Origin of the sequence: Pseudoalteromonas neustonica (assembly GCF_001653135.1) — a bacterium.
Classification (GTDB): Bacteria; Pseudomonadota; Gammaproteobacteria; order Enterobacterales; family Alteromonadaceae; genus Pseudoalteromonas; species Pseudoalteromonas neustonica.
This window is the reverse complement of record NZ_BDDS01000006.1, coordinates 215,567-241,911: the sequence shown is the minus strand read 5'-3', so window position 1 is coordinate 241,911 and position 26,345 is coordinate 215,567. Positions and strand designations below refer to the sequence as shown.

The following is a 26,345-nucleotide window of genomic DNA, read 5'->3' as shown; positions in this document are numbered from 1 at the left end:
TAATGAAAGTTCTTACTTTTATTTTGTCGTTGGTATTAATGGCTCCAGCCTTTGCTGACGACGAAAACCCCGCTAAAGAGCTACTGCTCCAGATGGCTGATGCCGTCCACAACCGCAACTTTGATGCCTCTTTTGTTGTCGTCAAAGGTAAAGCGATGGAACCCTATCGTTGGTTACATGCAAAACAAGGTGACACCGAACTTGAGCATTTAAGCTTACTTAATGGTGCTGGCCTAGAAATGGTTAGAATTAATAACCAAGTAACTTATTTTGAGCCTCAATCTGCGCCTTATTCAATTGCTACAGACTCTATTGCAGGTCCGATTCCAGAAGTTCTATTCAAAAATATTGAACGATTAAGTTTGCACTATGATTTTGTTTTAGGGGGTAAAGGACGTATTGCTGGACGTGCTGCTCAATTAGTTCGTATTGAATCAAAAGATGAATATAAGTATAATTATTGGCTCTGGCTAGATGCAGAATCATCCTTGTTGCTTAAATCTGCGTATGTTAATCACGCCGGTGAAATGCTAGAGCAGCTTCAATTAACACATATTAGTGTGACCGAAGAGCCTGCGCCACTGTTATTGGAAATGCTTAATCGTCAATTCCCAACGTCATTACCGGCCGTTGAAGTTTCTAATAAAGAGTCAAAAACAGCGGGTAATAATTGGCAAATCGGTTGGTTACCTGATGGGTTTAGTTTACTTAAATCAGATCGCCATAAATTAGATTTAAACAATGAACTGACTGATTATTATCTATATTCAGATGGTTTTGTTGAAGTGTCGGTGTTTGTTCAACGACCTTTACCAGGGCGCAGGCCGAGTGGTTCTTTATCATCAGGAGCTACAACTGTTTATGTTCATAATGCTGGAAGCTTTGATGTGTCGGTGGTGGGAAATATACCAGCAATGACCGCCAAGGCAATTGCTGAGTCGGTTGCAAGACCATTGTAAATTAAAAGCAGATAATGATAGAACAAACCCTTACAGTGGTGTCAATTGATGGCGCCACTGCGCATTTAGAAGCTCAACAAAAAAAAGCTTGCGAAGGCTGTAATGGTCGCTGTGGCTCTCAAGTGTTTGGCAAACTATTTGGCACTGCTAAAAAAACTTTTCCTTACCAATTTGAAACTGTTGTTGCTGTCGGGCAAAAAGTGACACTTGCGCTAGACGATAGTCACATGGTAAAACATGCCTTTGCAGTATATATGCTGCCTTTAGTCTTGGGGTTAGTGTTTTCTCTGATCGCTGCTGAGTTTTTTTCTGCGCCAGAATGGTTACAAATAATTGCCGCTATAAGTGGTGGTTTTACTGGCTTTGCTGTAGCTAAAAGTCGAGTGAAAAGTCTCAAACATGACATCAAAGTAATAAAAATTCATCCAATTAGCCTCCCTTTAACTCAAATAGATGGTGATTGAAGCCAATTAAATGTAAAATTGCGGCTTTATACACTCAATCAATTAAAATAGAAGTTTAGAATCCAGTTTATGAAGCATATCCGTAATTTTTCGATCATCGCCCATATTGACCACGGTAAATCGACCCTTTCTGATCGTTTGATCCAAGTTTGTGGCGGTTTAACTGACCGTGAAATGCAAAAACAAGTATTGGATTCAATGGATATAGAGCGCGAACGTGGCATCACGATTAAAGCGCAAAGTGTAACCTTAAATTATAAAGCAAATGATGGTGAAACTTACCAGCTAAACTTTATCGATACACCAGGACACGTTGATTTTACTTATGAAGTATCACGTTCATTGGCTGCCTGTGAAGGTGCATTACTTGTAGTAGATGCAGGCCAAGGTGTTGAGGCGCAAACATTAGCAAATTGTTATACCGCCATAGAAATGAATTTAGAAGTTATACCAGTACTAAATAAAATCGATTTACCACAAGCAGATCCACTTCGCGTTGCTGAAGAAATTGAAGATATTATTGGTATTGATGCGCTTGATGCTGTGCAATGTAGCGCTAAAACAGGTGTTGGTATTGCTGAAGTTCTTGAAATGATTGTCAGAGATGTACCATCGCCAGAAGGTGATAAAGACGCGCCATTACAAGCATTAATTATCGACTCTTGGTTTGACCCGTATCAAGGTGTTGTATCACTTGTTCGTATTAAACACGGTGAACTACGCATCGGCGACAAAATTAAAATCATGTCGAATGAGCATATTCATACTGCAGATCAAGTTGGTGTATTTACACCAAAGCAAACAAACACCGGTATTTTAAGAACTGGCGAAGTAGGCTTTGTTATTGCTGGTATTAAGGAAATACATGGCGCGCCAGTTGGCGATACGATTACCCATCAAAAAAATGCAGCGCCTGCTCGCTTACCAGGTTTTCAAAAAATTAAACCACAAGTGTATGCGGGTATGTTCCCTATTGCGTCAGATGAATATGAATCGTTCCGTGATGCCCTGAATAAACTAAGTCTTAACGATGCGTCGTTATTCTTTGAACCAGAGAATTCTACCGCACTTGGTTTTGGTTTTCGTTGTGGCTTTTTAGGCATGCTGCACATGGAAATTATTCAAGAGCGTTTAGAACGTGAATACGATATTGATCTAATTACCACTGCGCCTACTGTAATCTATGAAATAGTAACAAAAGAAGGTACTTTTCAGATTGATAATCCGTCTGACCTTCCGGCAGTAAATGATATTCAAGAAATTCGAGAGCCAATTGTAGAAGCAAATATCCTTGTTCCTCAAGAGTACTTAGGTAATGTTATTACCCTATGTATAGAGAAACGAGGTATGCAAACTAAAATGAGTTACCACGGTAAACAAGTAGCCGTAACGTATGAGCTACCAATGGCTGAAGTAGTAATGGACTTTTTTGATAAATTAAAGTCAACCAGTCGTGGTTTTGCATCGCTTGATTACAACTTTAAGCGTTTTCAAACGTCAGACATGGTACGTGTTGATATTTTAATAAATGCTGAGCGTGTTGATGCACTTGCGATTATTGTACACAGAGACAGTGCACAATCTCGTGGTCGTCAGTTAGCTGATGCACTTAAAGAGCTTATTCCACGTCAAATGTTTGATATTGCAATTCAGGCGGCAATTGGCGCGCATGTTATTGCACGTACAACCGTTAAGCAGTTACGTAAAAATGTAATCGCCAAGTGTTACGGTGGTGACGTAAGTCGTAAGAAAAAACTGCTTAAAAAGCAAAAAGATGGTAAAAAACGTATGAAGCAAGTTGGTAATGTTGAAGTGCCACAAGAAGCGTTTTTAGCAATTCTTAAAGTTGGTAAGTAAGGCTTCGTAACCCAGTTTCGTAAGAGAAAGGATTTAATGTATGGCAGGTTATTTTTCAATATTTTTAGTGCTATTAACATTAGGCTCAGGCTTAATTTGGTTAATTGACCATCTAATGTTTGCGCCAAAAAGACAGCAACGCTTAGCTCTTGCACAAAGTTCTGCTGGCGGCGAGCTAGATGAAGAAACTGCCGCATTAATTGCGCCTGAGCCGACATTGACAGAGACTGCTAAGTCGATTTTCCCGATGATCGCAGCAATTACTATTTTTAGGTCGTTTTTATTTGAACCGTTTCAAATTCCGTCAGGTTCAATGATGCCTACCTTGTTAGTGGGTGACTTTATTTTAGTGCAAAAGTATTCTTATGGGGTGAAAGACCCTGTATGGCGTACTCAGTTAGTCGATGTTGCTGAACCTGAACGCGGTGATATAGTGGTATTTAAATATCCATTAGATGAACGTATAGATTATATTAAACGAGCTATTGGTTTGCCTGGTGATAAAATTGTTTACCGTAACAAGCGTTTATATATTCAACCAAATTGCGCAGAGGGTGAAACTCAGCAGGGCGATTTATTGTGTAATGAGTATAATAAGATTGATATGGAAATCATCAATCGTGATGAATTTAAGCAAGGCTCTATGGATTTAGTGCGTTTAAATGAAAATTTAACGACGCTAAAACATGATATTTTAATAAACCCAGAAGCGCTGGAAATGAAAGGGCGTTACTATCAACAGCCGGGTACACGTTCTGATGAATGGGTAGTACCGGCTGATCATTATTTTATGATGGGTGACAACCGCGATAACAGCCAAGATAGTCGCGTATGGGGCTTTGTGCCAAAAGAAAACTTGGTGGGTAAAGCTGTCTTTATATGGATGAGTTTTGAATTTGATAATGGCCCAGATGACATTGTACCAGGCTGGGTTCCAACTGGTGTTCGTTTTGAACGCCTAGGTAATATTCAGTAACAATGAAAAAAAATGTAACAGAGCTATATAGCAAAATAGGGTATACCTTTATTGATCAAGCATTGCTTGAGCAGGCGATGACCCATCGCAGCCATAAAGGACAACATAACGAGCGCCTAGAGTTTTTAGGTGATTCAATTTTAAGTTTTGTCATTGCAAATGCATTATATGGCAAATTCCCTAAAGCCCGAGAAGGTGACTTGAGCCGTATGCGCTCAACGCTTGTTCGTGGTCAAACGTTAGCCGAATTTGGCTTGGAGTTTGGTTTAGGTGATTACCTGCGTTTAGGTCCAGGTGAGCTTAAAAGTGGCGGCTTTCGACGTGAGTCAACTTTAGCTGATGCGGTTGAAGCCATAATCGGTGCTGTATTTTTAGATGCAGGTATAGATGTTTGTGGTGATTTAATTTTGGCTTGGTACGAACCTCGCCTTGATGCTATTTCACCAGGCTTAAACCAAAAAGACCCTAAAACGCTATTACAAGAGTATTTACAAGCTCGAAAACTACCTTTGCCAGGCTACACCGTAGTTGATACTAAAGGTCAGGCGCACAATCAAACATTCACGGTAGAATGTATAGTTGAAGGTATGGATAGCATCATCTCAGTAGGTAGTTCACGTCGTAAGGCTGAACAAAAAGCCGCTGAAAAAGCACTTAAGATACTTAAAAATGAACCTTGATACACTGATCCAGCCTCATACAGGTGAAGTTGATACGTTTTGCGGCATGGTCGCCATTGTTGGTCGACCAAACGTAGGTAAATCTACGTTGCTAAACGAAATTATTGAACAAAAAGTGAGTATAACCTCACGCAAACCGCAAACAACGCGCCACCGTATCATGGGTATTCATACCGAAGGTAAGCATCAGGCTGTTTACGTCGATACACCGGGGCTGCACGTTGAAGAAAAGCGTGCCATTAACCGTTTAATGAATCGCGCAGCATCTAGCTCAATCGGGGATGTAGAACTTATTATATTTGTTGTTGAAGGCACTCATTGGAATGCTGACGATGACATGGTGCTAAATAAAGTATCACAAAGCGGTAAACCAGTATTATTGGTTATTAATAAAATAGACCAAGTAAAGGACCGTGATCTTGTACTGCCACATATGAAGTGGTTAGGTGACAAGTTTGATTTTGTTGGTATTATGCCCGTATCTGCGACGCAGGGTAAAAATATTAACCTAATCAAAGATGAAGTAACAAAACGTTTACCACCGTGTGAGTTTTACTTTCCTGAAGATTATGTAACCGATCGCTCAATGCGCTTTATGGCGGCTGAAGTGATCCGTGAAAAGTTAATGCGTTTTATGGGTGAGGAATTACCTTATTCAGTAACTGTCGAAATTGAGCAGTTTAAATGGCAAGAAAACGGCATTTGGCATATCAATGGCTTAATCTTGGTTGAGCGTGAAACTCAAAAACGCATGGTAATTGGTAACAAAGGCGAAAAGCTGAAAGTTATTGGCCGTGAAGCACGTAAGGATCTTGAAGAAATGCTCGACAACAAAGTATTTTTAGAGCTTTGGGTGAAAGTTAAATCAGGTTGGGCTGACGATGAGCGTGCACTTCGCAGCTTAGGTTACGGTGAAGATTAATCACTTAAGTTACCGTTATGGATAGCGACTTCTACACAGCATATTTATTACATCGGCGTCCTTTTAGTGACTCGCAAGTAATGCTTGATATGCTGGTAGAAGGCGTTGGACAACTACGAATGCTTGCTCGCATAAGTGGTCGCCAGTCAACCAAACATAAAGCGCAGCTGCAACCTTTCCAAGCATTACTCGTAAACTATACGGGTAAAAATGATCTTAAATACATTCAACGTTTCGAATTGCATGGTACGCAATCCCCTTTAGTAGGCGATCAGCTTTACTGCGGCTTCTACTTAAATGAGTTAACAAATCGGATTGTGCCAATCAATGAACCCATTGATCATGCCTATGAGCTTTATCGAACTCACTTACAGCAGCTAAATAAGCACCCTAATTTGCAAGCTGTATTACGCTCTTATGAATTTCAGTTACTAGAGCTTTTGGGTTATGGCGTTGATTTTAGTTTTGATGCCGCAGGCGATCCAATCACCTCAAAACAAACGTATAGTTATTTTGCTGAATATGGCTTTGTTGCACAGGAAAATCATGGTAGTGGCTTTTTAGGGGCGCAATTAAATGCGATTGCTGCTCATGACTTTAGTGCGCCGGATGTGTTATATATGGCAAAACAATTAAGTCGTCATTTAATGAAACCCTTACTGGGTAAAAAACCATTAAAAAGTAGAGAGCTTTTTAAACCGCAATCTTAGTACGGTATTTTTAACCGTTATTTTACAGGTAAAAAAATGAAAGATATTCTTTTGGGTATAAACGTTGATCATATTGCTACTTTACGCCAAGCCCGCGGTACTAGTTACCCGGATCCAGCTCATGCGGCAAGTGTTGCGGAGCATGCTGGTGCTGATGGGATCACCATTCATTTGCGTGAAGATCGCCGTCATATTCAAGATCGTGACGTATATGTGATGGCTAAAACAATTCAAACGCGTATGAACCTTGAAATAGCTGTTACTGATGAAATGATTGATATTGCGTTGGATGTAAAACCGGCTTACGTTTGCTTAGTACCAGAAAAACGGGAAGAGTTAACTACCGAAGGTGGCTTAGATGTTGTGGGTAACTTAGATAAAATTAAAGCCGCAACTGCAAAGCTGAGTGATGCAGGAATTAAAGTTTCATTATTTATTGACGCAGATAAAGCGCAATTAGATGCCGCTAAAGCATGTAATGCTCCTTACGTTGAAATACATACTGGCGCTTATGCAGATGCGCAAACTGACGCAGAGATGAGCAAAGAGCTTGAACATATTCGACAAGGTGTGAAATATGCGGCAGGTTTAGGGCTAATCGTCAATGCAGGGCATGGCCTTCATTATCACAACGTGAAGCCGATTGCCGCGATGGAAGAGATTTACGAGTTAAATATTGGCCACGCAATTGTTGCGCGTGCAGCCATTGATGGTTTAGATAAAGCAGTACGTGACATGAAGCGACTAATGCTTGAAGCACGAGCTTAAAGTTTGAGTTCAGTCTAATAAAAAAAACGACTCAAAAGAGTCGTTTTTTTTAAACTTACTTTATTAGCAGTTTGTTTCTTCAGCATTTACGCCTTCTTTTACTTTTTCACAGGCGTCTTCAACTTTGTTTTGTACATCGGTTACAGCTTCATCTATGCGCTCACCTGCTTCTTCTGCGTGATTGTCTTCACAACCCATAATAAAAAAACTAGCGAAAAGGGCGATAACGGCTGTTTTTACTGTTGTAGATTTCATAATGTAATTCCTTGTAAATAAATATAGTGGTAATACTGTTGCGTTACTTTGTCTCAGCTACTTGGGCACGTTGCCACGTAGTGCGCCTGATACAAGAGAGATAACTAACAATACTAAAAAGATAAAAAATATAATCTTAGCAATTCCTGCTGCGGCACCTGCGATGCCACCAAAACCTAACACTGCAGCAATAAGTGCAATAACTAAAAATGTAATTGTCCAGCGTAACATTGTTTTCTCCTTGGTTAATTTGTACATATTAGATAATGCCATTTACATGCCAATATTAAAGTCCTTTAAAATCAGCCGTTTACTTTTTCATTCGTTATAGGGAGCAGTTTCATAGGAAATATTTACACGCTTTATGTGTAACTTGTTCTTAAGTAAAAAAAGGAATGTAAAATCACCACACTATTGGTAAGACCAATTAATTTAAGTGGTTTTTAGAAAAGAAATATTATCAAATATAGAGACTGCATAAATAGGGATGGAGCTTTGCATTCTATAGCTTATAAGTTTTGGCTATATTCGCTATTTTTATCATCTATATCTTGAAAAATAATAGCGATTTGTCGGGTGTTAAATTTAATGTGGGTATGTTAGCTTTATATTAATTGGTTTTACCAATTTACAAAGTGTTGGAAATGGTTAATTACTTTGATATGATTGTTGCATAGTTATTTATATAAAGTGGTTTTTTACCTGCTTTTATTGCTTTGTTAACTATCAGGTATTGAATATATAAAGGGGCAGAGTATGAATATAGGTGAGTTACTAGCGACAGCAGCAAATTTGATGGCAACAGGCATGGTGGGCGTTTTTGTTTTTCTTTCATTGTTGATTTCAGCAATTGTATTAATGTCTAAGGTGGCGAGTCGTTTTGAGCAACCTATAGATATACCAGCTCGTGCGCCATCAATCAAAGCGCAAGGTGTGCCAGATGCACACATTGCCGCAATTAGTGCTGCCATCGCTCAGTACAAAAATAAACAAAAATTATAAGGGGTGACTTATGGCTAAATTAAAACTAACAGAACTGGTACTTCGTGATGCCCATCAATCATTATTAGCAACGCGTATGCGTTTAGATGACATGTTACCTATTGCTGAAAAACTTGATGATGCAGGTTATTGGTCGATCGAATCATGGGGCGGTGCAACATTTGATTCGTGTATTCGCTATTTAGGAGAAGATCCATGGGAGCGTATTCGCGCCCTTAAAAAAGCAATGCCGAATACAAAGCAACAAATGCTGTTACGTGGTCAAAATCTTTTAGGTTACCGTCATTATGCTGATGATGTGGTAGAAAAATTTGTTGAGCGTGCACATAAAAATGGTGTAGATGTCTTTCGTATTTTTGATGCAATGAATGACGTGCGTAATTTAGAAACGGCAATCAAAGCCGCAATCAAAGTTGGTGCCCATGCACAAGGTACAATTTCATACACAGTAAGCCCAGTCCATACACTGGAGATGTGGCTAACACTTGCAAAACAGCTTGAAGATCTTGGTTGTCATTCAATTTGTATCAAAGATATGGCAGGTTTACTTAAACCATATGATGCTGAAAAGTTGATTAAAGGTTTAAAAGAAACGGTTTCTATACCAATTGCAATGCAATGTCATGCAACAACAGGTTTAAGTACAGCAACCTATCAAAAAGCGATTGATGCTGGCATCGATATGCTTGATACCGCTATTTCCTCAATGAGTATGACTTATGGACACAGTGCAACAGAGACCATTGTTTCTATAGTTGAAGGAACTGAGCGCGATACTGAACTTGATTTGAATCAGCTCGAAGAGATTGCCGCTTACTTCCGTGATGTACGTAAAAAGTATGCTGCATTTGAAGGCAGTTTAAAAGGTGTTGATGGTCGTATATTATTAGCGCAAGTGCCTGGCGGCATGTTAACTAACATGGAAAATCAACTTAAAGAACAAGGCGCAGCAGATAAACTTGATCAAGTGTTGCTTGAAATACCACGCGTTCGTGAAGATTTAGGTTTCTTGCCTTTAGTGACACCTACCTCGCAAATTGTAGGCACACAAGCTGTTTTAAATGTACTGACAGGTGAGCGTTATAAAACAATCACTAAAGAAACGGCAGGTGTATTAAAAGGTGAGTACGGAGCAACACCAGCGCCAATGAATAAAGAGCTGCAAGAGCGCGTGCTTGATGGTGCAGACGTTATTACTTGTCGTCCTGCTGATTTATTAAAACCAGAACTTGAGACGCTGCAAGCTGAGTTATTAAAAGAAGCACAAGAGCAAGGTTTAATACTTGCTGATGAGCAAATAGACGACGTGCTAACGTATGCATTATTTCCACAAATTGGTTTGAAATTCATTAAAAACCGTAACAACCCTGATGCATTCGAAGCAATACCTGCGGCCCCAACGGCTCAATCAGAAAAACCAACTAAAACGAATAATAAAACAGTCACTGCTGAGCAGTACAGCGTAAAAGTTGATGGTAAAGTTTATGATGTAGTTGTTGCTCAAGGCGGTGAACTAAAAGAAGTTACTTTAAAAGACAGTGAGTTAATTCCCCAGTCTGCCTCAGTCGCATCAGGGGAGACATTGAATGCACCTCTTGCCGGTAATATCTTTAAAATTAAAGTTAAAGCAGGGCAAACGGTTAACGAAGGTGATGTAGTAATGATCATGGAAGCCATGAAAATGGAAACAGAGATCCGCGCTACACATGCAGGTACAATTGCTCAGATCCTAGTTTCTGAAGGTGACTCGGTTGTCACGGGTGATGCCATGATTTCATTAGCCTAGGAGTAAAGTAGGATGGAAGCATTATTGAATCTCTGGCATGCCACAGGTATTGCGAACTTTACATTTCCGGCATTGATTATGATTGCGGTGGGGTGCTTGTTATTGTATCTCGCAATTGCACGTAATTTTGAACCATTACTATTATTACCTATTGGCTTTGGCGCAATATTAACAAATATTCCTTTAGCGGGTTTATCAGACCCCGGCGGATTATTATATTACGTTTATCACATTGGTATTGATACAGGTGTATTTCCGTTATTAATATTCATGGGCGTTGGTGCGCTCACGGACTTTAGCGCCTTGATTGCTAACCCACGTATGTTATTGCTTGGTGCGGCGGCTCAGTTTGGTATTTTCGCGACATTATTCGGTGCTATCTTATTAAACTATGTACCAGGATTCGAATTTACTTTGCAGGATGCATCGGCAATCGCAATTATAGGTGGCGCAGATGGCCCTACGGCAATTTTCTTAGCCTCAAAGCTTGCTCCTGATTTACTTGGTGCAATCGCGGTCGCGGCTTATTCATATATGGCGTTGGTGCCAATTATTCAGCCACCAATCATGCGCGCACTAACAACACCAGAAGAGCGTCAAATTAAGATGCCACAGCTTCGTACAGTATCGAAAAAGGAAAAAATTATTTTCCCTCTAATGGTATTAAGCTTAACCATCTTATTTTTACCAGCGGCAACACCATTAGTTGGTATGTTCTGCTTAGGTAACTTAATGCGTGAATCAGGTGTGGTAGATCGTTTAAGTAACAGTGCTCAAAACGAGATTATTAATATTACAACGATTTTCCTCGGTTTAGCTGTTGGCTCTAAGTTAGCGGCCGATAAATTTTTAACCATAGAAACAATAGGTATTTTAGTTTTAGGTGCCTTAGCATTCTCTATCGGTACTGCATCGGGTGTATTTATGGCAAAAGGAATGAACAAGTTTTCTAAATCGCCAATTAATCCACTTATAGGCGCCGCAGGAGTATCAGCAGTCCCTATGGCTGCGCGGGTTGTAAATAAGGTTGGCCTTGAAAATAACCCACATAACTTCTTGTTAATGCATGCTATGGGCCCCAATGTAGCGGGTGTATTGGGCAGTGCAGTCGCTGCCGGTATTTTGTTAGCATTGGTAGGCTAACAATAACTAAATAAGATTTACTTCCAACCGACTGGCGCAGTGTAGACTGCGCTTTTTTTTGCCCTTAGGGTCTGTTGACCTTTTAGGGTTAAAATTTGTTCAAACTAGGGGCGATTTAATCGCGGCGCGAGATTTGTAACCTAGTGGGCTAAGTAAAAATCGAGCAAAGCTTCCGCGTCCTGCTCACGCCCTTTACCTACATCCGTGTAGGCAACAAAGAGTTAATCGCCCCTAGGCAGAACCCTTCGGGCAGCGCATGTTTGGCATTTATGCAGCGTTATCGCCTATTTATGGGGAATAACCACACTACATAGGCTCTGCCTTGTCTAAAAACCAAACGCGCAGCTGCAAATTTAACCTCGAAAGATAAACAGACCCTAGGTATACTCGATAGATATTGAATAAATAAGGAATGCTATGAATATCTTCGTGATTTTAATTTCACTGTTTGTCGCACTCATGATTCTAGTGCCATTACTTGAAAAGTATCAGTCGAAAATGGGCCTCGATGGCGCCACTAAATATGCAAAATATATTTGGCCACTGGTGATGATTTCATTGTTAGTGCAATTGATTTATATGTTGGTGAGGTAGAGCGTAGCCGTCAGCCGTCAGCCGTCAGCCGTCAGCCGTCAGCCGTCAGCCGTCAGCCGTCAGGTTCAGGGCTGCTAGGAGCGGTAAGTTGTAAGTTTTAAGCTGCTCGGCGTTAAAATTGGCTACATAGATTGTGGTTGAACACCGCGAAACCCAACGAACAATATCCTGTCAGTCTGCATCAAGGCACTACATTATCGGATGTCTAAAAGCGATAATGAGCTATTCATGAACCATTATGTGGGAAGTCAAGCTTTCAGCTTTTTAGACAATAACGATTTAACCTCACAAGGTTTAACGTCACTGATGGGAATTTGGATACATATTCATCACGGAAGGTGAACGCCAATTGCGTTTCCTATTAATAAAAAGCGCATGATGAGAGGTGTGCAGGGGGATTAGGGATCGCATCACATCAAACAGTTCAACAAAAAAACCGTTGCTACTTACATAACAACGGTTTTTAGAATTGCTTACAGCTTACAGCTTACAGCTTACAGCTTACAGCTTACAGCTTACTTAAGCGCTACTTGTAGCTCTCTGTTGCGCTCTAACTGCGCTAAAAAGTTATCTGCGATTGGCTTGAACTTAGCAAGTTCCGCGCGCGGCAGTGGTTCAGATTTTGGTAGCTTAACTGTTTTAGGGTTACGGTGAACGCCGTTAACTAAAAACTCATAGTGTAAGTGAGCGCCTGTTACGCGGCCAGTTGCGCCTACAGTACCAATTTTTTGGCCCTGTTTAACTTTTTGACCAGTTTTAACAGCACGTTTATTTAAGTGTAAGTACTTAGTTACGTACTGTGTGCCGTGGCTAATAAATACATAGTTACCATTATACTTACTGTAACCTGACTTAATTACCTTACCATTACCAGATGATACAACTGGCGTGCCAGTACGTGCTGCATAATCAATACCATTATGTGGTTTTACAGTTTTAGTGACTGGGTGCAAACGGCGTGGGTTAAAGCTTGAGCTTATGTATTTAAAGTTAACCGGTGCTCGCAAAAAGGCTTTTTTCATACTACGCCCTTCAGGCGTATAAAAAGTATCATCGCTGTGGCGAATAGCCGCATAACGTTGGCCTTGGTTAATAAACTCAGCGGCAATAATTTTACCCGTACCAATAAATTCACCATCAACATAATGAGATTCGTAAATTAAGCCGAACTGATCGCCTTTACGGATATCATTGGCAAAATCCACGTCCCAACCAAAAATATCAGCAAAGTTCATAATTTGGCGTTCGCTTAAGCCTGCAGCAATACCTGAAGTCCAAAAGCTATTGGTGATTTCACCGCCCGTTGAAGCGGTTAAAGTCTCTATTTCTTTACTATCAATAGATGTATCGTAGTTACCCTCGTCATTTAAGGTAACGAATAGAGTGTCTGTTTTTGAAATTACGTAACGTAACTGCGCTAACGAGCCATCTTCAGCTGTGGCGAAACTGAGTATTTCGCCAGGATGAATTTTAGTTAGCTTACGTGTTTCAGCATTGGTGTTCAGAAGTTTATGAACGGTTTGTGCGTTAAAACCTGCGCGTTTAAAAATCAGTGCTAAATTGTCACCGTTCTTTACTTTAAAATCGATTAGGTCATATTCGGGTAGCTTTGCTGCGTCTTCTTGCGAATTTAATTCAGTTAATTGCTCAATGTCATCAACTTTAACTTGTAACTCATAACGCTTTCCGATTTCAAGTGCATCTGCGTTATTGTCTTTAGAAGCGGTGGCTTTCTCTGAAGGAATAAGTGTTAGGGCAGCAATAGCAGAAACTAAACCTAAAATAAGCAACTTGTGTTTTTTTGGGATTTTGTGCACAACGTGAACCATAAGGTGCCTTTTTCTGCTGTCAAGATAATTAATCACTAATATTGCAGGATATACTTAATAAAGCGTTAATACCAGTGTTTTGTAGATTTAAACTGGGGCAGATTTACGCTAGAATCAACGCATAGACTGAATTTTTTGGAGTAATACACAGTGGATTTACAAACCGCTCTTGCAGAGATAAAACGCGGTGCAGAAGAAATATTAATTGAAGACGAATTAGTTGAAAAGCTAAAATCGGGTAAAAAGCTTAAGATCAAGGCGGGTTTTGATCCAACAGCCCCTGATTTACACTTAGGTCATACCGTGTTAATTAATAAAATGAAAACATTCCAAGACTTAGGTCACGAAGTGATTTTCTTAATTGGTGACTTTACCGGTATGATTGGTGATCCAACGGGGAAAAATATTACCCGTAAACCACTTACCCGTGAAGATGTATTAGCAAATGCTGAAACATATAAAGAGCAAGTATTTAAAATTCTTGATCCAGCTAAAACCACCGTTGCTTTTAACTCTAGCTGGATGGAAAATTTAGGCGCTGCAGGCATGATAAAATTAGCTGCTCGTCAAACGGTTGCTCGTATGCTTGAGCGTGATGACTTTAAAAAGCGTTATGCTGGCGGTCAATCAATAGCGATTCATGAGTTTTTGTATCCGTTGGTGCAAGGTTGGGATTCTGTGGCTCTTGAAGCTGATGTTGAGCTTGGCGGTACCGATCAACGTTTTAACTTGCTAATGGGTCGTGAATTACAAAAAGACGAAGGCCAAAAACCACAAACTGTATTGATGATGCCGTTGTTAGAAGGCACTGACGGTGTGCAAAAAATGTCTAAGTCATTAGGCAATTATATTGGTATCACTGATGCGCCTAACGACATGTTTGGCAAAATCATGTCAATTAGCGATGAATTAATGTGGCGTTATTATGATTTGCTAAGTAGCTTGTCAATTGATGAAATTGCTGACCTTAAAGATAAAGTTGCACAAGGTACTAACCCGCGCGATATTAAAATTGATTTAGCAAAAGAAATGATTGCGCGTTTTCATAGCGAGGAAGCGGCTACAGGCGCTCATGATGACTTCATTAAACGTTTTCAGAAAAATGCGTTACCAGACGATATCCCAGATATGACAGTAACAATTGACGAAGATACAGTATTTATTACTAACTTACTTAAAGAAGCTGGGCTAGTTGCGAGTACTTCTGAAGCGATGCGTATGATTAAACAAGGCGCGGTTAAAATCAATGGCGAAGAAAAAGTCACTGATACTAAGCTTGAAATTAAAAAAGGCAGTACGGCTATTTATCAAGTAGGTAAACGTAAGTTTGCAAATATTACCTGTGCTTAACAGGTAAAGAATGAGAATTCAGTTTTAAAACCAGCTTCGGCTGGTTTTTTTATATAATTGTTTTAATTATCTCAATGCCAAAAATAAGCAATAACCAAAAAACTCGAGCTTGATTGAGCTGGCTCAAAAGTATCGGAATATCGGCTGCTTGAGGTAAGCGCTCGGTGCCTATGCGCATTTTATCAAAACGAGTGCCTTGATAAATCGCAGGCCCGCCTAATTGCACGCCGACCGATGCAGAACAACAGCTTAATAACCAACCACTATTAGTTTGATAGAAGTGTCTACCATAATGTTTTATATAATGAATGCTCAGCTTGCTGGCTTTACTGGCTGCAATTGTCAAAGCCAATAATCGGGTGGGCAGCCACTCAATAATATACAAAAGCCAAGCGAGTGGCTTTAAAAAAGGGCTGTTTGGCAAAGTGTTTTTACGCCAAGCTTGGTGCATCAAAGTGAGTAAACGATATGACAATGCAGCCATTGGTCCAAATAGCAGGTAAATAAAGATAACGCTAAAATAATGACGCGCGACTCTTAATATCAACATCTCCATGGCAGCTTTACAAATACCAGTGCTTGATAACGCATTTACTTGGCGGGCAAGTAGTGGTTTTAATAACTCTCGGGCAGTTGCTTTTTGGTTTTGCTTAACTAAACGTGCGATACGCAATGCTTTAGTTTCTATACTTCGCCATTCTAAACTTAAGTAAAGTATTAAACCGGCTAGTAGTTCAGGATAATAAGCAAATTCAATGAGTAGAACGACCAATGTCATGATCACTAAAAGCGTTAATATAAAACACAGGGAAGATGATAAATATAGGTAGCTTTTTGGTTCACGTTCACGATAAACACGTTTACCAAGCGCAGTAAAAACGGCCGTTAAAAATGTATTGGGGTGATACCAACTGACCAGAGGTAAAAAGCGCTCACTCAGGAGCGCTAATATAAATACAATAAAGTCCAAATGTTGCTGAACTAAATTGGGTAACACGTTATAGAGTTACCGCAGTTAACTTCTCTAGTAACGCGAGCACCATTTTTGATGAGTTAATTGAAGCGGTTTCTAGATATTCTTCAAATGATTGTGGTGACTCTTTGCCTGCAATGTCAGACATTGAGCGGATCACAACAAATGGTGTTTCAAGTGTAAAGCAGGCCTGTGCAATAGCTGCGCCTTCCATTTCTACGGCAAGCATTGTAGGAAAGTCAGCGCGGGCTTTATCAATACGTACAGGGTCACACATAAATGAATCGCCTGTGCAAATTAAGCCAATCAACGTTTTAACGTCACTAATGCTTTCAATACTTTGTTGCGCAGCGTCAATTAGCTTAGGATGCGCGGCAAAACCCGCTGGCATTTGTGGCACTTGGCCAATTTCGTAACCAAATGCGGTTACATCAACATCGTGATGACGAACTTCAGAAGAAATAACAACATCACCCACGCTTAATGACGGATCAAAACCACCGGCAGAACCCGTATTGATCACGCAATCAGGTTTAAAGTTATCAATTAACAGTGTTGTTGCAATACTTGACGCTACTTTACCTATACCTGATTGGACTAGAGTAACAGTGTTACCTGCTAGCTCACCAGTATAAAAAGTAAAACCTGCTTTAGTTAGAATTTGTGGATTTTGCATCGCTTCACGCAAAATTTTAACTTCTGGCTCCATTGCGCCAATAATACCAACATTCATAATTTAAAATTCCTCGAATTAGATGGCTAGATTATACTGCAAAAATGGGAGTAGGGTAAAACAAACAAAAAATGCGAGCCTAAACTCGCATTTTGTTTTTACAGATGCTGCTATATTTCAGCTAGTGCAGTCGAATGGGCTTTTGCTTGCGAAGGAGATAACACTGCTGGTTTGGTCACTCTATTTCGGCTTGGGCGAATACTCGGTGCAGCAGGTTTGCCTAATTTAAACATAATGGCGTCTCGTACTTCGCTTGGGCGATAACCCGATTTTACTTTCATACGAATATGCGGGATACCAGCGGCCTCTAATGCACCATTTACAAACCAATCGCGCTGCGCTTTGTGGCCATCTTTATTTGCATTGTTAACTAAATCAACAGCGGCAACGATAGTCATTTTTTCTTTATCGATTAATACGTAATCCAGTTGTTTGTTCTTTGCTTTAGCAATAGCTGCACGTTTTGCTTTAGGCGATAAGCCATGTTTGCAATCAATGATATCAATTAATTTAACGCGGCTAACAATCTTGTATTGATCGCCAACAGCACGTTCTAAAAGATTTAAAAAGGCACTTTCAACTTGCGTAAATACACTCTCTTTACGGGTGAAAGGGTAAGGGTTTCCGCCATCATCGGTAAACTTTGACGCAACAACAGATGCCCCTACGACTAAAACTAAAATTGATAATAAAGCGAATTCCATACGGTAACTCCACAACAACAAATTGACACTGTAAATTACAAAGCAATTTGTGTGCCTAAGTGTTGTGGTGTTACGTATTTATATTAAACGGGTATGGTTTATATTAAGGTTGATAACCATTGGCAACGCCTTTAACTGCAATTGCAACAGCATCATGGGCATGCAGTGACTCGTAATGATTTATTTGTAACCAGTAATCAGCGTATTGTTCACTTTCTAGTACGGCTTTTATTTTCCGTGCCGCATCTTCGCAAAACATCAGGTTTTGACCGTTTAAGCGAGCAAACTCTTGCTCATCTTCACGTTTAACCGCAGCCTGAACAGGGGTTTTAAGCTCATTTTCGAGTGTATCTACCAGGCTTAAAATATCAAATTCAGTAATATTACGATCTAACTTAATTTTGACGTTAGCAATAGAGCGTTGTGAGTGCGGCGTTGCGATTATGCCATCTGTACTACCAAGCCAATTAATTACTTCTTCGTGATTAAGTGGTTGTTGGTTAAATTTTTCCACAAAGGCATTTTGAATAAGTTGGCGCGCTAGTGCCGCTGAGCATGGACATGTTGACGAATAAGTTACATCAAGGCTTAGTTCAAAGCTAAGTTGCCCGCGGTCAATTTTTGCCTCTAGAGTGATAGGGTAGCTTTTCCAGCCAGCTTTACCGCTTAAAAGTGACTTTCTGCGCAGTGGAAGCTCAAATTTAAATTCAATTTTTGCTTGATCACTCAGCCCTTCATGGCTTGAAATAAAAGTATCCAAAGCTTGTGATAGGGTACTAGGGTTAACATGTTGTTCGGTAGATAAGGTATCTAATGCTAAAAACAATCGCGACATATGAATGCCTTTTGCATCTTCTTTGTGAAGATTAACAAAGGCGCGAGCTTTTGCATTAACGTTTACAGGCGCAAGACCCCGAGATTCAAAAATAAACGGCAGTTCAATATCGGCCATACCAACCCAGTCTAATTTACCAGTTTGTAAGGCGGGAGCCGTATCTGCTATATCGGGCATGTTGGTTTGCATTGCAAGTCTCGTTGTTGGCAATTGTAAAGCGCAGTATTTTACACGAAATAATTTAAAAATACGTGGTAGATGAAAATTTTCTGTTTTCGTCGCGGAACATGAAAATTGCTAATGTAAAAATGCTAAAATATGCGTAGAGGTTAGTTATTTTTGATAGCTACGAAGTTTGCCAAGTTTAAACGCATAGCCAAGAGACAGATTTATATATGATCGATTCTTCTTTGAGTCCCTGGGCTCGAATACTTTCCAGTTCCATTACCCGATTCGGTGAACTTAAAACCGCAGCAATTTGCTATGCGTTATTAATAGTGGTGTCGTTGATTTTATCTTGCATGTTTTATTATGTCGCTGTTGGCGAGGTAATGTTAGTCGATATATTTGCCGTGGTTTTTTTTACTGCGGTGGTTTCTCCTATTATTATAAGCGTGCTGATTAACTCTATACGTCAGCTAGATGCATCCTATGCTTATTTAGATACGGCAACTAAACAAGAAAAGCTTTTAAATCAAACACTAAAAGACAATATTAGTCGCTTGAATATTGAGATAGATGAGCGGAAAATGGCTTTTCATGCCAAGCATCGTGCAATCGAAGAGCTCAGACACGAAATTGCAGAGCGTAAAAAGACACAACAAGAGCTCGCGCAACAAGGTATGTTATTACGATCTATTGTCGACTCCTCTCCTGACTTGTTTTATTACCGAGATAATAATGGCGTTTTTGCTGGGTGTAATAAAATGTTTGAACAAGTAATGGGTAAATCAAGTCTTGAACTAATTGGCAAAACCGCAGAAGAAATTTACCCAACCCATTTTTTACCTGAAGTATTAATCACCGATAATAAAGTCGAAGAAACTCATACCGCCTTAACGCTTGATGTGGAATATCCGGTAGGGAGTGAAAAGCGTTGGTTTGAAATGCGCAAATTACCGTTTATCAATGATGATGGTGAATATATTGGGCTATTGGCATTTGGACGTGATATCACTAGCCGTAAAGAGGCAGCGCAAGCACTTGAAACTGCCTATAAAGACAAAGGGAAATTTATTGCCACTTTGAGCCATGAATTGCGAACCCCACTCAATGGTATTGTTGGTTTAACACGAATGCTGCTTGATACTGAGCTTGATAAACAGCAGCGCAGCTGGTGTAACACGGTATTTTCTAGTGCAGAAACACTCGGCAATATTTTTAATGACATTATTGATCTAGATAAAATTGACCGTGAACAACTTGATATTGTTACCGACTCAATTAATGTATCTGACTTTATTAATGATGTGGTAAATTTTGCAGGATTAATAGCTGAACAAAAAGGTTTGGAGTTTGAAATTCAACGAAAAGGTATGTTGGATGTATATGCAAAGCTTGACCCCACACGTTTACGTCAAGTGGTATGGAACCTTATAAATAACGCCGTTAAGTTTACTAAACAAGGTCAAGTACAGCTTGAATGTCGTAGAGAAAATAGAGCATGCGGCCCATGGTTGGTTATGAGTATTACAGATACAGGGCAGGGAATACCACAAGAGCAGTTGCATCGAATTTTTGATATGTACTATAAAGCACCGGATTTAAAAGGGACTAATGCTATTGGTTCAGGGATTGGCTTAGCGGTAACAAAAGCTTTAGTCAGTGCAATGCAAGGCGAGATCCATGTTAGCAGTACTGAAGATGAGGGAAGTTGCTTTGTAGTTGAGATACCGCTGTCATTGTGCATCGCGCCCACAGAACAAAGTTATGCGGGTCGCAGTTTGAATATCTTACTCGTTGAAGATGTCCCATTGAATGCCGAAATTGCGACCAATTTGCTTGAACAACGTGGTCATGAGGTTATTTGGGCTGAAACTGGGGAAGATGCTTTATCATTTGTAGCGACAGAAGATGATTTAGATTTAGTACTGCTTGATATGCAACTACCAGACATTAACGGTGATGAGGTTGCAAGACAGATCCGTGAAGATGACTATTTTGATAAGTTACCGATTGTTGTTCTTACGGCCAATGTACGTAGTGCTGAAGAAGAACTTGAAGGTATTTCAATTCAAGGTGCTTTAGCTAAGCCGATTAATACCACCAAGCTTGATAAAATGTTGGCTGAATTGTTTGATATAAAGCAAATCCAGCAGTGCGACGAAACCCGCTTAACAGTAAGTAAAGAGGCAGGAGCACATATCAATACTGATTTACTCGATGTTGAAACAATAGAAGACTTTGTTAACTCTATGGGCATAGTAGTTTTTAAGCGTAGTAGCAGTTTATTTGAAAAGCTTAACCCGCAATATCAACAAGAACTTGCGACCTTTTTAGCTAATGGTGATCGTGAAGAGTATAAGTCTGTTGCGCATAAGCTTAAAGGGGCCGCAGGCTCAGTTGGTTTAAATGACGTACAGTTACATGCGAAAGTAATGGAACATGGCGCTATAGAGGAAGATGAAGACGTTTTACATAACTGGCTAACTGTTTTAGCAGATAAAATAAATGAAGGACAAATTGCCCTTCATTCATTCTTACAGCAATTGGAACGTTAATGCTGTGGGTTTTGGTAAGATTGATATTAACTATCAATCTTACCAATGAAGCGATAACCTTCACCATGAATGGTGCTGATTAGTTCAGATGTGCTGTTGTCGCTTTCAAAGTGTTTTCTAATGCGACGAATTGTCACATCAACAGTACGGTCATTTGCACGTAATTCACGACCAGTCATATGTTTTATTAGCTGTTCACGGCTAAATATACGACCTGGAGAATCTAGCATTAAGCGTAGTGCTCTGTATTCACCTTTAGGTAAACGTTTAGCATCACCATCAGGGGATGTTAAACAACGGCTGTTCTCATCAAGTTCCCAACCATTGAACGTGATTACACCATTTGTTTCAAGGTTTGATTCTTCACCACCAAGTGCAGTACGAGAAATCAAATTACGAGCACGAATAGTTAACTCACGAGGATTAAACGGCTTAGTTATATAGTCGTCTGCACCAATTTCAAGGCCTAAAATACGGTCAACATCATTATCACGACCGGTTAGGAAAATAAGACCTACGTTACGCTTTTGACGTAATTCACGTGCTAAAATCAGCCCGTTTTTGCCTGGCAGGTTGATGTCCATAACTACAAGATTAACATCATCATTATTTGTAAGCTTGTCATGCATGTCATCGCCATCAATGGCTTCAATAACTTTGTAACCTTCAGCTTCAAATAAACTAACGAGGTTTAGTCGAGTTACGTCTTCATCCTCTACAATCAGAATGACTGGCGTTTGCATTATTAATTAACCTTTTTCGGAATATTTTATTTACAATTAATTCGGTATTGTATTATAAAACCGAATACAGAGATTATAGGAGTATATCCATTTGTTAACAAGTAAAATCAATTTGGATGAAATTTAGAAACAGCTAATATTCGAGATTGCACTTTAAAATTACTACGCAATAGCTGTTGCTTATTGATATACAGTCGGATTTTATTCCCTTCTTGGACCAAGGAGGCAACACCACCTTTATCTAAAAAATTGATGCTTTCACCAACTGTTAAGGTGTCTAAGGAAGTAGCATCGATCCAAAGAGGGATTATATCATCTTCTAATGTTTCATCAATGTATGTGATATCGCAAAAGCGAGAAAGTTCAGAAATATGTTGGTTTTTATTAATTAAGACGACGGCAATGGGGACATCTTTAATTTTCAGTGTCGAATTACCCTTTAATATCGCGCCTATGCCTTGCTCAATATCATAAAAACAAAAAGTTATTTGTCTATTTTCATCGTTTCGAGGGAATTCTATAAACTTTGTTAGCTGATATAGGAAAGCAGACTTTACTTGCTCTGGTGATTTTGCTTGCAATAAAAAGGGAGTAAACGCCAAAATAGTTAACAAAACAACCCGAGCAATCATCTTTTAGTTGCCTCTTTTAATGGCAAGGTGATGATGAAACGGGTGCCATCTTGGTTTTGTTCATCAAAATAAACACTCCCACCTAAGGCTTGCGTTACTAAGTTGTAAACTAAATGCATACCTAGACCGCTGCCACCTTCTCCGCGTTTAGTGGTCACAAATGGGTCAAAAATACGTTTCTTAATTGATTTATCTACGCCAATACCATTATCGGTATAATGAATGATTAAACTACTTTCGTTGCGCTCGACAGTGAGCTCAATTTCATTATCGATGCTATCTTTAAAGCCATGAATTAATGAATTGCTCAATAGCTGCTGTATCACTTGCTGCAATGGCCCAGCTTTAGTTTCCATTACTAAGGTGGATGGGCAATGAGTTGTTATTTTAGGGTCTTTTGACTTTAAGTCAGTACGCATAGAGAGTAATACATCAGAAATTAACTCACTGATATTAACTAAAGCATTTAATTCCCCATCTTGACTAACGGCAACTTTTTTAAAGCTTGAAATAAGCTCCGCAGCTCTATTGAGGTTTCTATAAATTAAATCTAGGTTTTCTAAACCATCGTCAATAAAACGCTTGAGTTGATTTGACGTAAGTTTTTTCTGATCAAATCCGGCACTGATCTCAGCTAATTTATCGCGTAACAAAGTTGAACCCGTGATCCCTAAACCAATTGGTGTATTTACTTCGTGAGCAACCCCTGCAACCATTTGACCAAGAGACGCCATTTTCTCGCTTTCGACAATTTGATTTTGATATTGATGCATTCTCTCAAGGGTATCTAATAGCTCTTGATTTGCTTCACGCAGTGCAATGGTACGTTGATTAACTTTTTCTTCTAAGCTTTGGTTTAGCTGCTTTATTTCTTGTTTATCGTTCTTGTGCCTTTCAATTTGGTTTTGTGTACGGGTCAGCATAATATTCAAACTACTCGATAAAATATTTATCTCGGTAATGTTAGTCTTTGGTGCACGAGCACTATAGTTATGATTTTTTGACACATCTTGTAGTAAAAGGGTTACTTGATCGATTGGATCAACAATTCGTTTTTGTATCCGCTTGGCGACAAAGTAAACCAGCACTAAAACGAATAAGGTCAGAATGAGATCAACAATGATCTTTTTATTTATGTAGGCATTAAGACGCTCTAAACCACCACGTATATAAACGTATCCTTTAACTTCATTTTCGTACATGATTGGTTTTATTAATTCTATATAGTTTTCAGTTATTTTTGGTTCTTTTAACTCTTCAATGTTATCAACGCGTATTGGTACTGGAGGGGTTTTTTTAGCATTGAAACTGGTGAAAAAAACGGCTTTATTAGATATCTCATCAATAGCATAAATGTGGATGTTTTTAACTAATGGAATGCTTTCAAATGACTTAAGTCGTTGTTCTTCGGTTTTCCTATCTTCAAATAATACCGTTACTTGAGCGTTAAATGCTGTGATTTCAGCAAGAATATTCAGTTTATTGATAATTAATAGCTTTTGCTCTTTGACATCAAGGTAAGTCGAAATTGAAATCGATAGGGATAAGCACAAAGCTGTAACAAACATTACTGCGCTGATCAGAGCTTTACGTATACTTGTTTGTGGTATCGGTTTAGGCATTGTCGGAATGAAGCCTGAATATTGTTTTTTTGTTTAAGTAGCCGTAAGTTTAGCAAAAACCTAGCAAAGAGACTAAAAATATAAAAAAATTGTTAAAAAGCTGCCATTTTTTATTATTTAGCAGCTTCATTGAAGCCTGACCTGAATGTGGGAAAGCCTGGTAATTAACTGCTATAAACTGAAAATTTATTCGTTTTATGCACGGTTTGATAAGTGCCGAATTGAGTTTCTAGAATAGGCGGGTATTTCAAAAAGCAGTTAGCAACAATCGTTAGTTTACCTTGTTTAGTTAAGTGTTGCTTAGCCCCACTTAAAAATTGTTCGGCTACAGTATAGTCAGTCGCGATACCGGTATGAAATGGTGGGTTTGAAATAATAAGCTCAAACTTCCCAGTCACATTAGCTAAACCATCACTAAGTAAAGCTTTGCCGTTTACCGCATTTAATGCCAACGTTTGCGTAGTTGCATAAGCGGCAAGGGCGCTTACATCTGTACAGGTAAAATTCAATGCTGGGTTTTTTAGACCTAAAAAGGTAGCAATAAGGCCTGCACCACAACCAAAGTCGAGTACATTACCAGATTTAATAGTCGGTGCATTCTCTAACAGTATTTTTGTACCACCATCAAGCTCACCATGATTAAATACGCCTGGAATACTGATTGCATTGAAACTAATCCCCGCAACATCAACACTAAACTGTTTGTGATAACGAGTTATTGCAAATTCAGCTAACGTTTTTATGTCTGAAAATAAATACAAGGCACAATGACGAGCGCTATCAATTTTATTACTATACTCGCAGTGGCAACTAAATTGCTTTTCAATCGATTTTACGCCGCTTTTATTCTCGCCAACAACCAATAATTCGGCATCAGGGTTAATAACAGCGCGTATATTATCAAGTGTCATCAAGGCTTCTGGTTTTGCTTTTGGGTAGTAATAGATAACTAAGTCAAAATGTTTACTTGCTATTTCATGGCTAACACACACATCAATATCATTGATGTTTTTAGCAAACTCACCATTAGCATGATTGTAGCTAAAGGCTGTAATCTTGCTGTTTGGATTTAACTGCTGTAGCTGTGACAAAAAGCCATCTTGTACAAAATTAACCACTAAAATAGAGTCCGCCGTTAGGTTTGCGCTATTGCGTAGTAAAAGTGAACTTGGGTTGGTTAATGCGCTCATAAATGGCTTTGCCTTAAAATTAATTGATTTAACTAATGCGTTCGAACATTAAATCCCAAACGCCATGGCCTAAACGATGACCGCGTTGCTCAAATTTCGTCAAAGGACGTAAATCAGGTCGTGGTACGTAATCGTTAGTTTCTGACTGGTTTTTAAAGTGTTCAGCAGTTTGCATTACTTCGAGCATGTGCTCAGCGTAGTTTTCCCAGTCAGTTGCCATGTGAAAAACACCGCCAATTTTTAATTTACTGCGCAGGCTTTCAACAAATGCTGGTTGTACGATACGGCGTTTGTGATGGCGTTTTTTATGCCATGGATCCGGAAAGAATAATTGCACTGTGGTAATGCTGCCTTGTGCAATACAATCAGCAAATACTTCAACAGCGTCATGTTCAAAAATACGTAAATTAGTGATGCCTGCTTCATCAGCATCCATCAAACATGCACCAACACCTGGGCGGTGTACTTCAATACCGATAAAGTTAAGGTGCGGTGCGCTTTTGGCCATTTCGACCAATGACTTACCCATACCAAAACCGATTTCTAAAACAACATCGTTGTCATTGCCAAATACTTGGGCTAAATCAAGCATACCCTGTTGATGCTCAAGCCCCATAGTTGGCCAGCATTTTTCAATTGCCGCAGCTTGTCCTTTAGTCAAACGACCTTCGCGTTTAACAAAGCTGCGAATTGTACGAATATATCTACCTTCTTGCTTCGCTTGCTCAAGGTTATCGTTACTTGAATCACTCATATATTTTGGCCTGATGAAAACAACATGTCTTAAAATGGTGGCATATTATCCCTGACCACGGCGTTGATCACAAGGCCTTATCTTTTGCGCATGTTTATAACTTGATATTTTAACTCACTGCAATAGACTGAGCGCCATTAAGGG

Annotated in this window: 26 protein-coding genes; 14 read left to right on the top strand and 12 right to left on the bottom strand. The window is 39.4% G+C overall.

The window, feature by feature from the left end; translation table 11 throughout:
• The first annotated feature begins 2 nt into the window (after positions 1 to 2).
• From A7967_RS11295 to pdxJ, 8 genes are all read left to right on the top strand, one after another.
• On the top strand, positions 3 to 959 hold the full coding sequence (locus tag A7967_RS11295) for a MucB/RseB C-terminal domain-containing protein (RefSeq protein WP_054205405.1): 957 nt from the start codon (positions 3 to 5) through the stop codon (positions 957 to 959).
• A 14-nt stretch (positions 960 to 973) separates the two neighbouring features.
• Entirely contained in the window at positions 974 to 1,423 is a 450-nt protein-coding gene (locus tag A7967_RS11290; RefSeq protein WP_054205406.1) for a SoxR reducing system RseC family protein, read from the top strand.
• A gap of 69 nt (positions 1,424 to 1,492) precedes the next feature.
• Complete coding sequence (gene lepA / locus A7967_RS11285; protein ID WP_054205407.1) at positions 1,493 to 3,280, top strand: translation elongation factor 4; 1,788 nt, start codon at positions 1,493 to 1,495, stop codon at positions 3,278 to 3,280.
• Positions 3,281 to 3,320: 40 nt separating this feature from the next.
• On the top strand, positions 3,321 to 4,256 hold the full coding sequence (gene lepB, locus A7967_RS11280) for a signal peptidase I (RefSeq protein WP_054205408.1): 936 nt from the start codon (positions 3,321 to 3,323) through the stop codon (positions 4,254 to 4,256).
• A gap of 2 nt (positions 4,257 to 4,258) precedes the next feature.
• Complete coding sequence (rnc, locus tag A7967_RS11275) at positions 4,259 to 4,936, top strand: ribonuclease III (protein WP_054205409.1); 678 nt, start codon at positions 4,259 to 4,261, stop codon at positions 4,934 to 4,936.
• Complete coding sequence (gene era, locus A7967_RS11270; RefSeq protein WP_054205410.1) at positions 4,926 to 5,858, top strand: GTPase Era; 933 nt, start codon at positions 4,926 to 4,928, stop codon at positions 5,856 to 5,858. The genes rnc and era overlap by 11 nt, the downstream gene beginning before the upstream one ends.
• Positions 5,859 to 5,875: 17 nt before the next feature.
• Positions 5,876 to 6,568, top strand: coding sequence for a DNA repair protein RecO (gene recO, locus A7967_RS11265; RefSeq protein WP_054205411.1), 693 nt, complete (start codon positions 5,876 to 5,878; stop codon positions 6,566 to 6,568).
• Positions 6,569 to 6,604: 36 nt separating this feature from the next.
• Positions 6,605 to 7,336 (top strand): pyridoxine 5'-phosphate synthase, encoded by a 732-nt coding sequence (pdxJ, locus tag A7967_RS11260; RefSeq protein ID WP_054205412.1) that lies wholly within the window; start codon positions 6,605 to 6,607, stop codon positions 7,334 to 7,336.
• A 63-nt stretch (positions 7,337 to 7,399) separates the two neighbouring features.
• Here pdxJ and A7967_RS11255 read toward each other — a convergent pair whose 3' ends face one another.
• Complete coding sequence (locus A7967_RS11255; protein WP_054205413.1) at positions 7,400 to 7,591, bottom strand: hypothetical protein; 192 nt, start codon at positions 7,589 to 7,591, stop codon at positions 7,400 to 7,402.
• A gap of 57 nt (positions 7,592 to 7,648) precedes the next feature.
• A complete protein-coding gene (locus A7967_RS22125; protein ID WP_064485886.1) occupies positions 7,649 to 7,822 on the bottom strand; it encodes a DUF1328 domain-containing protein in 174 nt (57 codons plus the stop codon).
• 525 nt (positions 7,823 to 8,347) lie between these two features.
• Here A7967_RS22125 and A7967_RS11250 point away from each other — a divergent pair.
• The 4 genes from A7967_RS11250 to A7967_RS23115 all read left to right on the top strand — a co-directional run bounded on the left by A7967_RS11250 (position 8,348) and on the right by A7967_RS23115 (position 12,116).
• Entirely contained in the window at positions 8,348 to 8,593 is a 246-nt protein-coding gene (locus A7967_RS11250; protein ID WP_054205414.1) for an OadG family protein, read from the top strand.
• A gap of 10 nt (positions 8,594 to 8,603) precedes the next feature.
• Positions 8,604 to 10,379: a sodium-extruding oxaloacetate decarboxylase subunit alpha gene (gene oadA, locus A7967_RS11245; RefSeq protein ID WP_054205415.1), complete on the top strand. Its 1,776-nt coding sequence runs from the start codon at positions 8,604 to 8,606 to the stop codon at positions 10,377 to 10,379.
• Between the two features lie 12 nt (positions 10,380 to 10,391).
• Positions 10,392 to 11,522, top strand: a complete 1,131-nt coding sequence (locus A7967_RS11240; protein ID WP_054205416.1) for a sodium ion-translocating decarboxylase subunit beta — start codon at positions 10,392 to 10,394, stop codon at positions 11,520 to 11,522.
• Between the two features lie 417 nt (positions 11,523 to 11,939).
• On the top strand, positions 11,940 to 12,116 hold the full coding sequence (locus A7967_RS23115) for a hypothetical protein (protein ID WP_167349700.1): 177 nt from the start codon (positions 11,940 to 11,942) through the stop codon (positions 12,114 to 12,116).
• A 515-nt stretch (positions 12,117 to 12,631) separates the two neighbouring features.
• Here the strand turns inward: A7967_RS23115 and A7967_RS11235 are convergent.
• Positions 12,632 to 13,945 carry a peptidoglycan DD-metalloendopeptidase family protein gene (locus A7967_RS11235; RefSeq protein ID WP_054205417.1) on the bottom strand — a complete coding sequence of 438 codons (1,314 nt, stop codon included), beginning with the start codon at positions 13,943 to 13,945 and terminating at the stop codon, positions 12,632 to 12,634.
• A gap of 150 nt (positions 13,946 to 14,095) precedes the next feature.
• Between A7967_RS11235 and tyrS the strand changes: the two genes are divergently transcribed.
• Entirely contained in the window at positions 14,096 to 15,295 is a 1,200-nt protein-coding gene (tyrS, locus tag A7967_RS11230; RefSeq protein ID WP_054205418.1) for a tyrosine--tRNA ligase, read from the top strand.
• A gap of 49 nt (positions 15,296 to 15,344) precedes the next feature.
• Here the strand turns inward: tyrS and A7967_RS11225 are convergent, their stop codons facing one another.
• The 4 genes from A7967_RS11225 to folE2 form a co-directional block, all read right to left on the bottom strand.
• Positions 15,345 to 16,292, bottom strand: a complete 948-nt coding sequence (locus A7967_RS11225) for a cobalamin biosynthesis protein CobD/CbiB (protein WP_054205419.1) — start codon at positions 16,290 to 16,292, stop codon at positions 15,345 to 15,347.
• 1 nt (position 16,293) lies between these two features.
• A complete protein-coding gene (gene mtnN / locus A7967_RS11220; protein WP_054205420.1) occupies positions 16,294 to 17,001 on the bottom strand; it encodes a 5'-methylthioadenosine/S-adenosylhomocysteine nucleosidase in 708 nt (235 codons plus the stop codon).
• A gap of 110 nt (positions 17,002 to 17,111) precedes the next feature.
• Positions 17,112 to 17,705: a DUF2726 domain-containing protein gene (locus tag A7967_RS11215; protein WP_054205421.1), complete on the bottom strand. Its 594-nt coding sequence runs from the start codon at positions 17,703 to 17,705 to the stop codon at positions 17,112 to 17,114.
• Positions 17,706 to 17,808: 103 nt separating this feature from the next.
• On the bottom strand, positions 17,809 to 18,729 hold the full coding sequence (gene folE2 / locus A7967_RS11210; protein WP_054205422.1) for a GTP cyclohydrolase FolE2: 921 nt from the start codon (positions 18,727 to 18,729) through the stop codon (positions 17,809 to 17,811).
• A 206-nt stretch (positions 18,730 to 18,935) separates the two neighbouring features.
• Between folE2 and arcB the strand changes: the two genes are divergently transcribed.
• Complete coding sequence (arcB, locus tag A7967_RS11205) at positions 18,936 to 21,260, top strand: aerobic respiration two-component sensor histidine kinase ArcB (RefSeq protein ID WP_054205423.1); 2,325 nt, start codon at positions 18,936 to 18,938, stop codon at positions 21,258 to 21,260.
• 26 nt (positions 21,261 to 21,286) lie between these two features.
• Here arcB and arcA read toward each other — a convergent pair whose 3' ends face one another.
• The 5 genes from arcA to trmB form a co-directional block, all read right to left on the bottom strand.
• The gene (gene arcA, locus A7967_RS11200; protein ID WP_054205424.1) at positions 21,287 to 22,003 is read right to left on the bottom strand and encodes a two-component system response regulator ArcA; all 717 of its coding nucleotides are present in this window, start codon (positions 22,001 to 22,003) and stop codon (positions 21,287 to 21,289) included.
• Positions 22,004 to 22,110: 107 nt separating this feature from the next.
• Positions 22,111 to 22,635 carry a YfiR family protein gene (locus A7967_RS11195; protein ID WP_054205425.1) on the bottom strand — a complete coding sequence of 175 codons (525 nt, stop codon included), beginning with the start codon at positions 22,633 to 22,635 and terminating at the stop codon, positions 22,111 to 22,113.
• Positions 22,632 to 24,257: an ATP-binding protein gene (locus tag A7967_RS11190; RefSeq protein WP_054205426.1), complete on the bottom strand. Its 1,626-nt coding sequence runs from the start codon at positions 24,255 to 24,257 to the stop codon at positions 22,632 to 22,634. Before A7967_RS11190 ends, A7967_RS11195 begins: the two co-directional genes overlap by 4 nt.
• Before the next feature lie 164 nt (positions 24,258 to 24,421).
• Positions 24,422 to 25,447: a 16S rRNA (guanine(1207)-N(2))-methyltransferase RsmC gene (gene rsmC / locus A7967_RS11185; protein WP_054205427.1), complete on the bottom strand. Its 1,026-nt coding sequence runs from the start codon at positions 25,445 to 25,447 to the stop codon at positions 24,422 to 24,424.
• A 28-nt stretch (positions 25,448 to 25,475) separates the two neighbouring features.
• On the bottom strand, positions 25,476 to 26,201 hold the full coding sequence (trmB, locus tag A7967_RS11180; RefSeq protein WP_054205428.1) for a tRNA (guanosine(46)-N7)-methyltransferase TrmB: 726 nt from the start codon (positions 26,199 to 26,201) through the stop codon (positions 25,476 to 25,478).
• Between the last annotated feature and the right edge of the window lie 144 nt (positions 26,202 to 26,345).

What these genes read in the sequence shown, in the direction of transcription:
- rsmC (WP_054205427.1), bottom strand. Translation starts at nt 25,447, where the DNA reads ATGAGCGCATTAACCAACCCAAGTTCACTTTTACTACGCAATAGCGCA.
- arcA (WP_054205424.1), bottom strand. Translation starts at nt 22,003, where the DNA reads ATGCAAACGCCAGTCATTCTGATTGTAGAGGATGAAGACGTAACTCGA.
- A7967_RS11295 (WP_054205405.1), top strand. Translation starts at nt 3, where the DNA reads ATGAAAGTTCTTACTTTTATTTTGTCGTTGGTATTAATGGCTCCAGCC.
- A7967_RS11195 (WP_054205425.1), bottom strand. Translation starts at nt 22,635, where the DNA reads ATGATTGCTCGGGTTGTTTTGTTAACTATTTTGGCGTTTACTCCCTTT.
- A7967_RS11240 (WP_054205416.1), top strand. Translation starts at nt 10,392, where the DNA reads ATGGAAGCATTATTGAATCTCTGGCATGCCACAGGTATTGCGAACTTT.
- A7967_RS11215 (WP_054205421.1), bottom strand. Translation starts at nt 17,705, where the DNA reads ATGGAATTCGCTTTATTATCAATTTTAGTTTTAGTCGTAGGGGCATCT.
- A7967_RS11250 (WP_054205414.1), top strand. Translation starts at nt 8,348, where the DNA reads ATGAATATAGGTGAGTTACTAGCGACAGCAGCAAATTTGATGGCAACA.
- A7967_RS23115 (WP_167349700.1), top strand. Translation starts at nt 11,940, where the DNA reads ATGAATATCTTCGTGATTTTAATTTCACTGTTTGTCGCACTCATGATT.
- pdxJ (WP_054205412.1), top strand. Translation starts at nt 6,605, where the DNA reads ATGAAAGATATTCTTTTGGGTATAAACGTTGATCATATTGCTACTTTA.
- recO (WP_054205411.1), top strand. Translation starts at nt 5,876, where the DNA reads ATGGATAGCGACTTCTACACAGCATATTTATTACATCGGCGTCCTTTT.
- A7967_RS11235 (WP_054205417.1), bottom strand. Translation starts at nt 13,945, where the DNA reads ATGGTTCACGTTGTGCACAAAATCCCAAAAAAACACAAGTTGCTTATT.
- mtnN (WP_054205420.1), bottom strand. Translation starts at nt 17,001, where the DNA reads ATGAATGTTGGTATTATTGGCGCAATGGAGCCAGAAGTTAAAATTTTG.
- oadA (WP_054205415.1), top strand. Translation starts at nt 8,604, where the DNA reads ATGGCTAAATTAAAACTAACAGAACTGGTACTTCGTGATGCCCATCAA.
- folE2 (WP_054205422.1), bottom strand. Translation starts at nt 18,729, where the DNA reads ATGCAAACCAACATGCCCGATATAGCAGATACGGCTCCCGCCTTACAA.
- lepA (WP_054205407.1), top strand. Translation starts at nt 1,493, where the DNA reads ATGAAGCATATCCGTAATTTTTCGATCATCGCCCATATTGACCACGGT.
- A7967_RS11290 (WP_054205406.1), top strand. Translation starts at nt 974, where the DNA reads ATGATAGAACAAACCCTTACAGTGGTGTCAATTGATGGCGCCACTGCG.
- arcB (WP_054205423.1), top strand. Translation starts at nt 18,936, where the DNA reads ATGATCGATTCTTCTTTGAGTCCCTGGGCTCGAATACTTTCCAGTTCC.
- lepB (WP_054205408.1), top strand. Translation starts at nt 3,321, where the DNA reads ATGGCAGGTTATTTTTCAATATTTTTAGTGCTATTAACATTAGGCTCA.
- rnc (WP_054205409.1), top strand. Translation starts at nt 4,259, where the DNA reads ATGAAAAAAAATGTAACAGAGCTATATAGCAAAATAGGGTATACCTTT.
- A7967_RS11255 (WP_054205413.1), bottom strand. Translation starts at nt 7,591, where the DNA reads ATGAAATCTACAACAGTAAAAACAGCCGTTATCGCCCTTTTCGCTAGT.
- A7967_RS22125 (WP_064485886.1), bottom strand. Translation starts at nt 7,822, where the DNA reads ATGTTACGCTGGACAATTACATTTTTAGTTATTGCACTTATTGCTGCA.
- trmB (WP_054205428.1), bottom strand. Translation starts at nt 26,201, where the DNA reads ATGAGTGATTCAAGTAACGATAACCTTGAGCAAGCGAAGCAAGAAGGT.
- A7967_RS11190 (WP_054205426.1), bottom strand. Translation starts at nt 24,257, where the DNA reads ATGCCTAAACCGATACCACAAACAAGTATACGTAAAGCTCTGATCAGC.
- era (WP_054205410.1), top strand. Translation starts at nt 4,926, where the DNA reads ATGAACCTTGATACACTGATCCAGCCTCATACAGGTGAAGTTGATACG.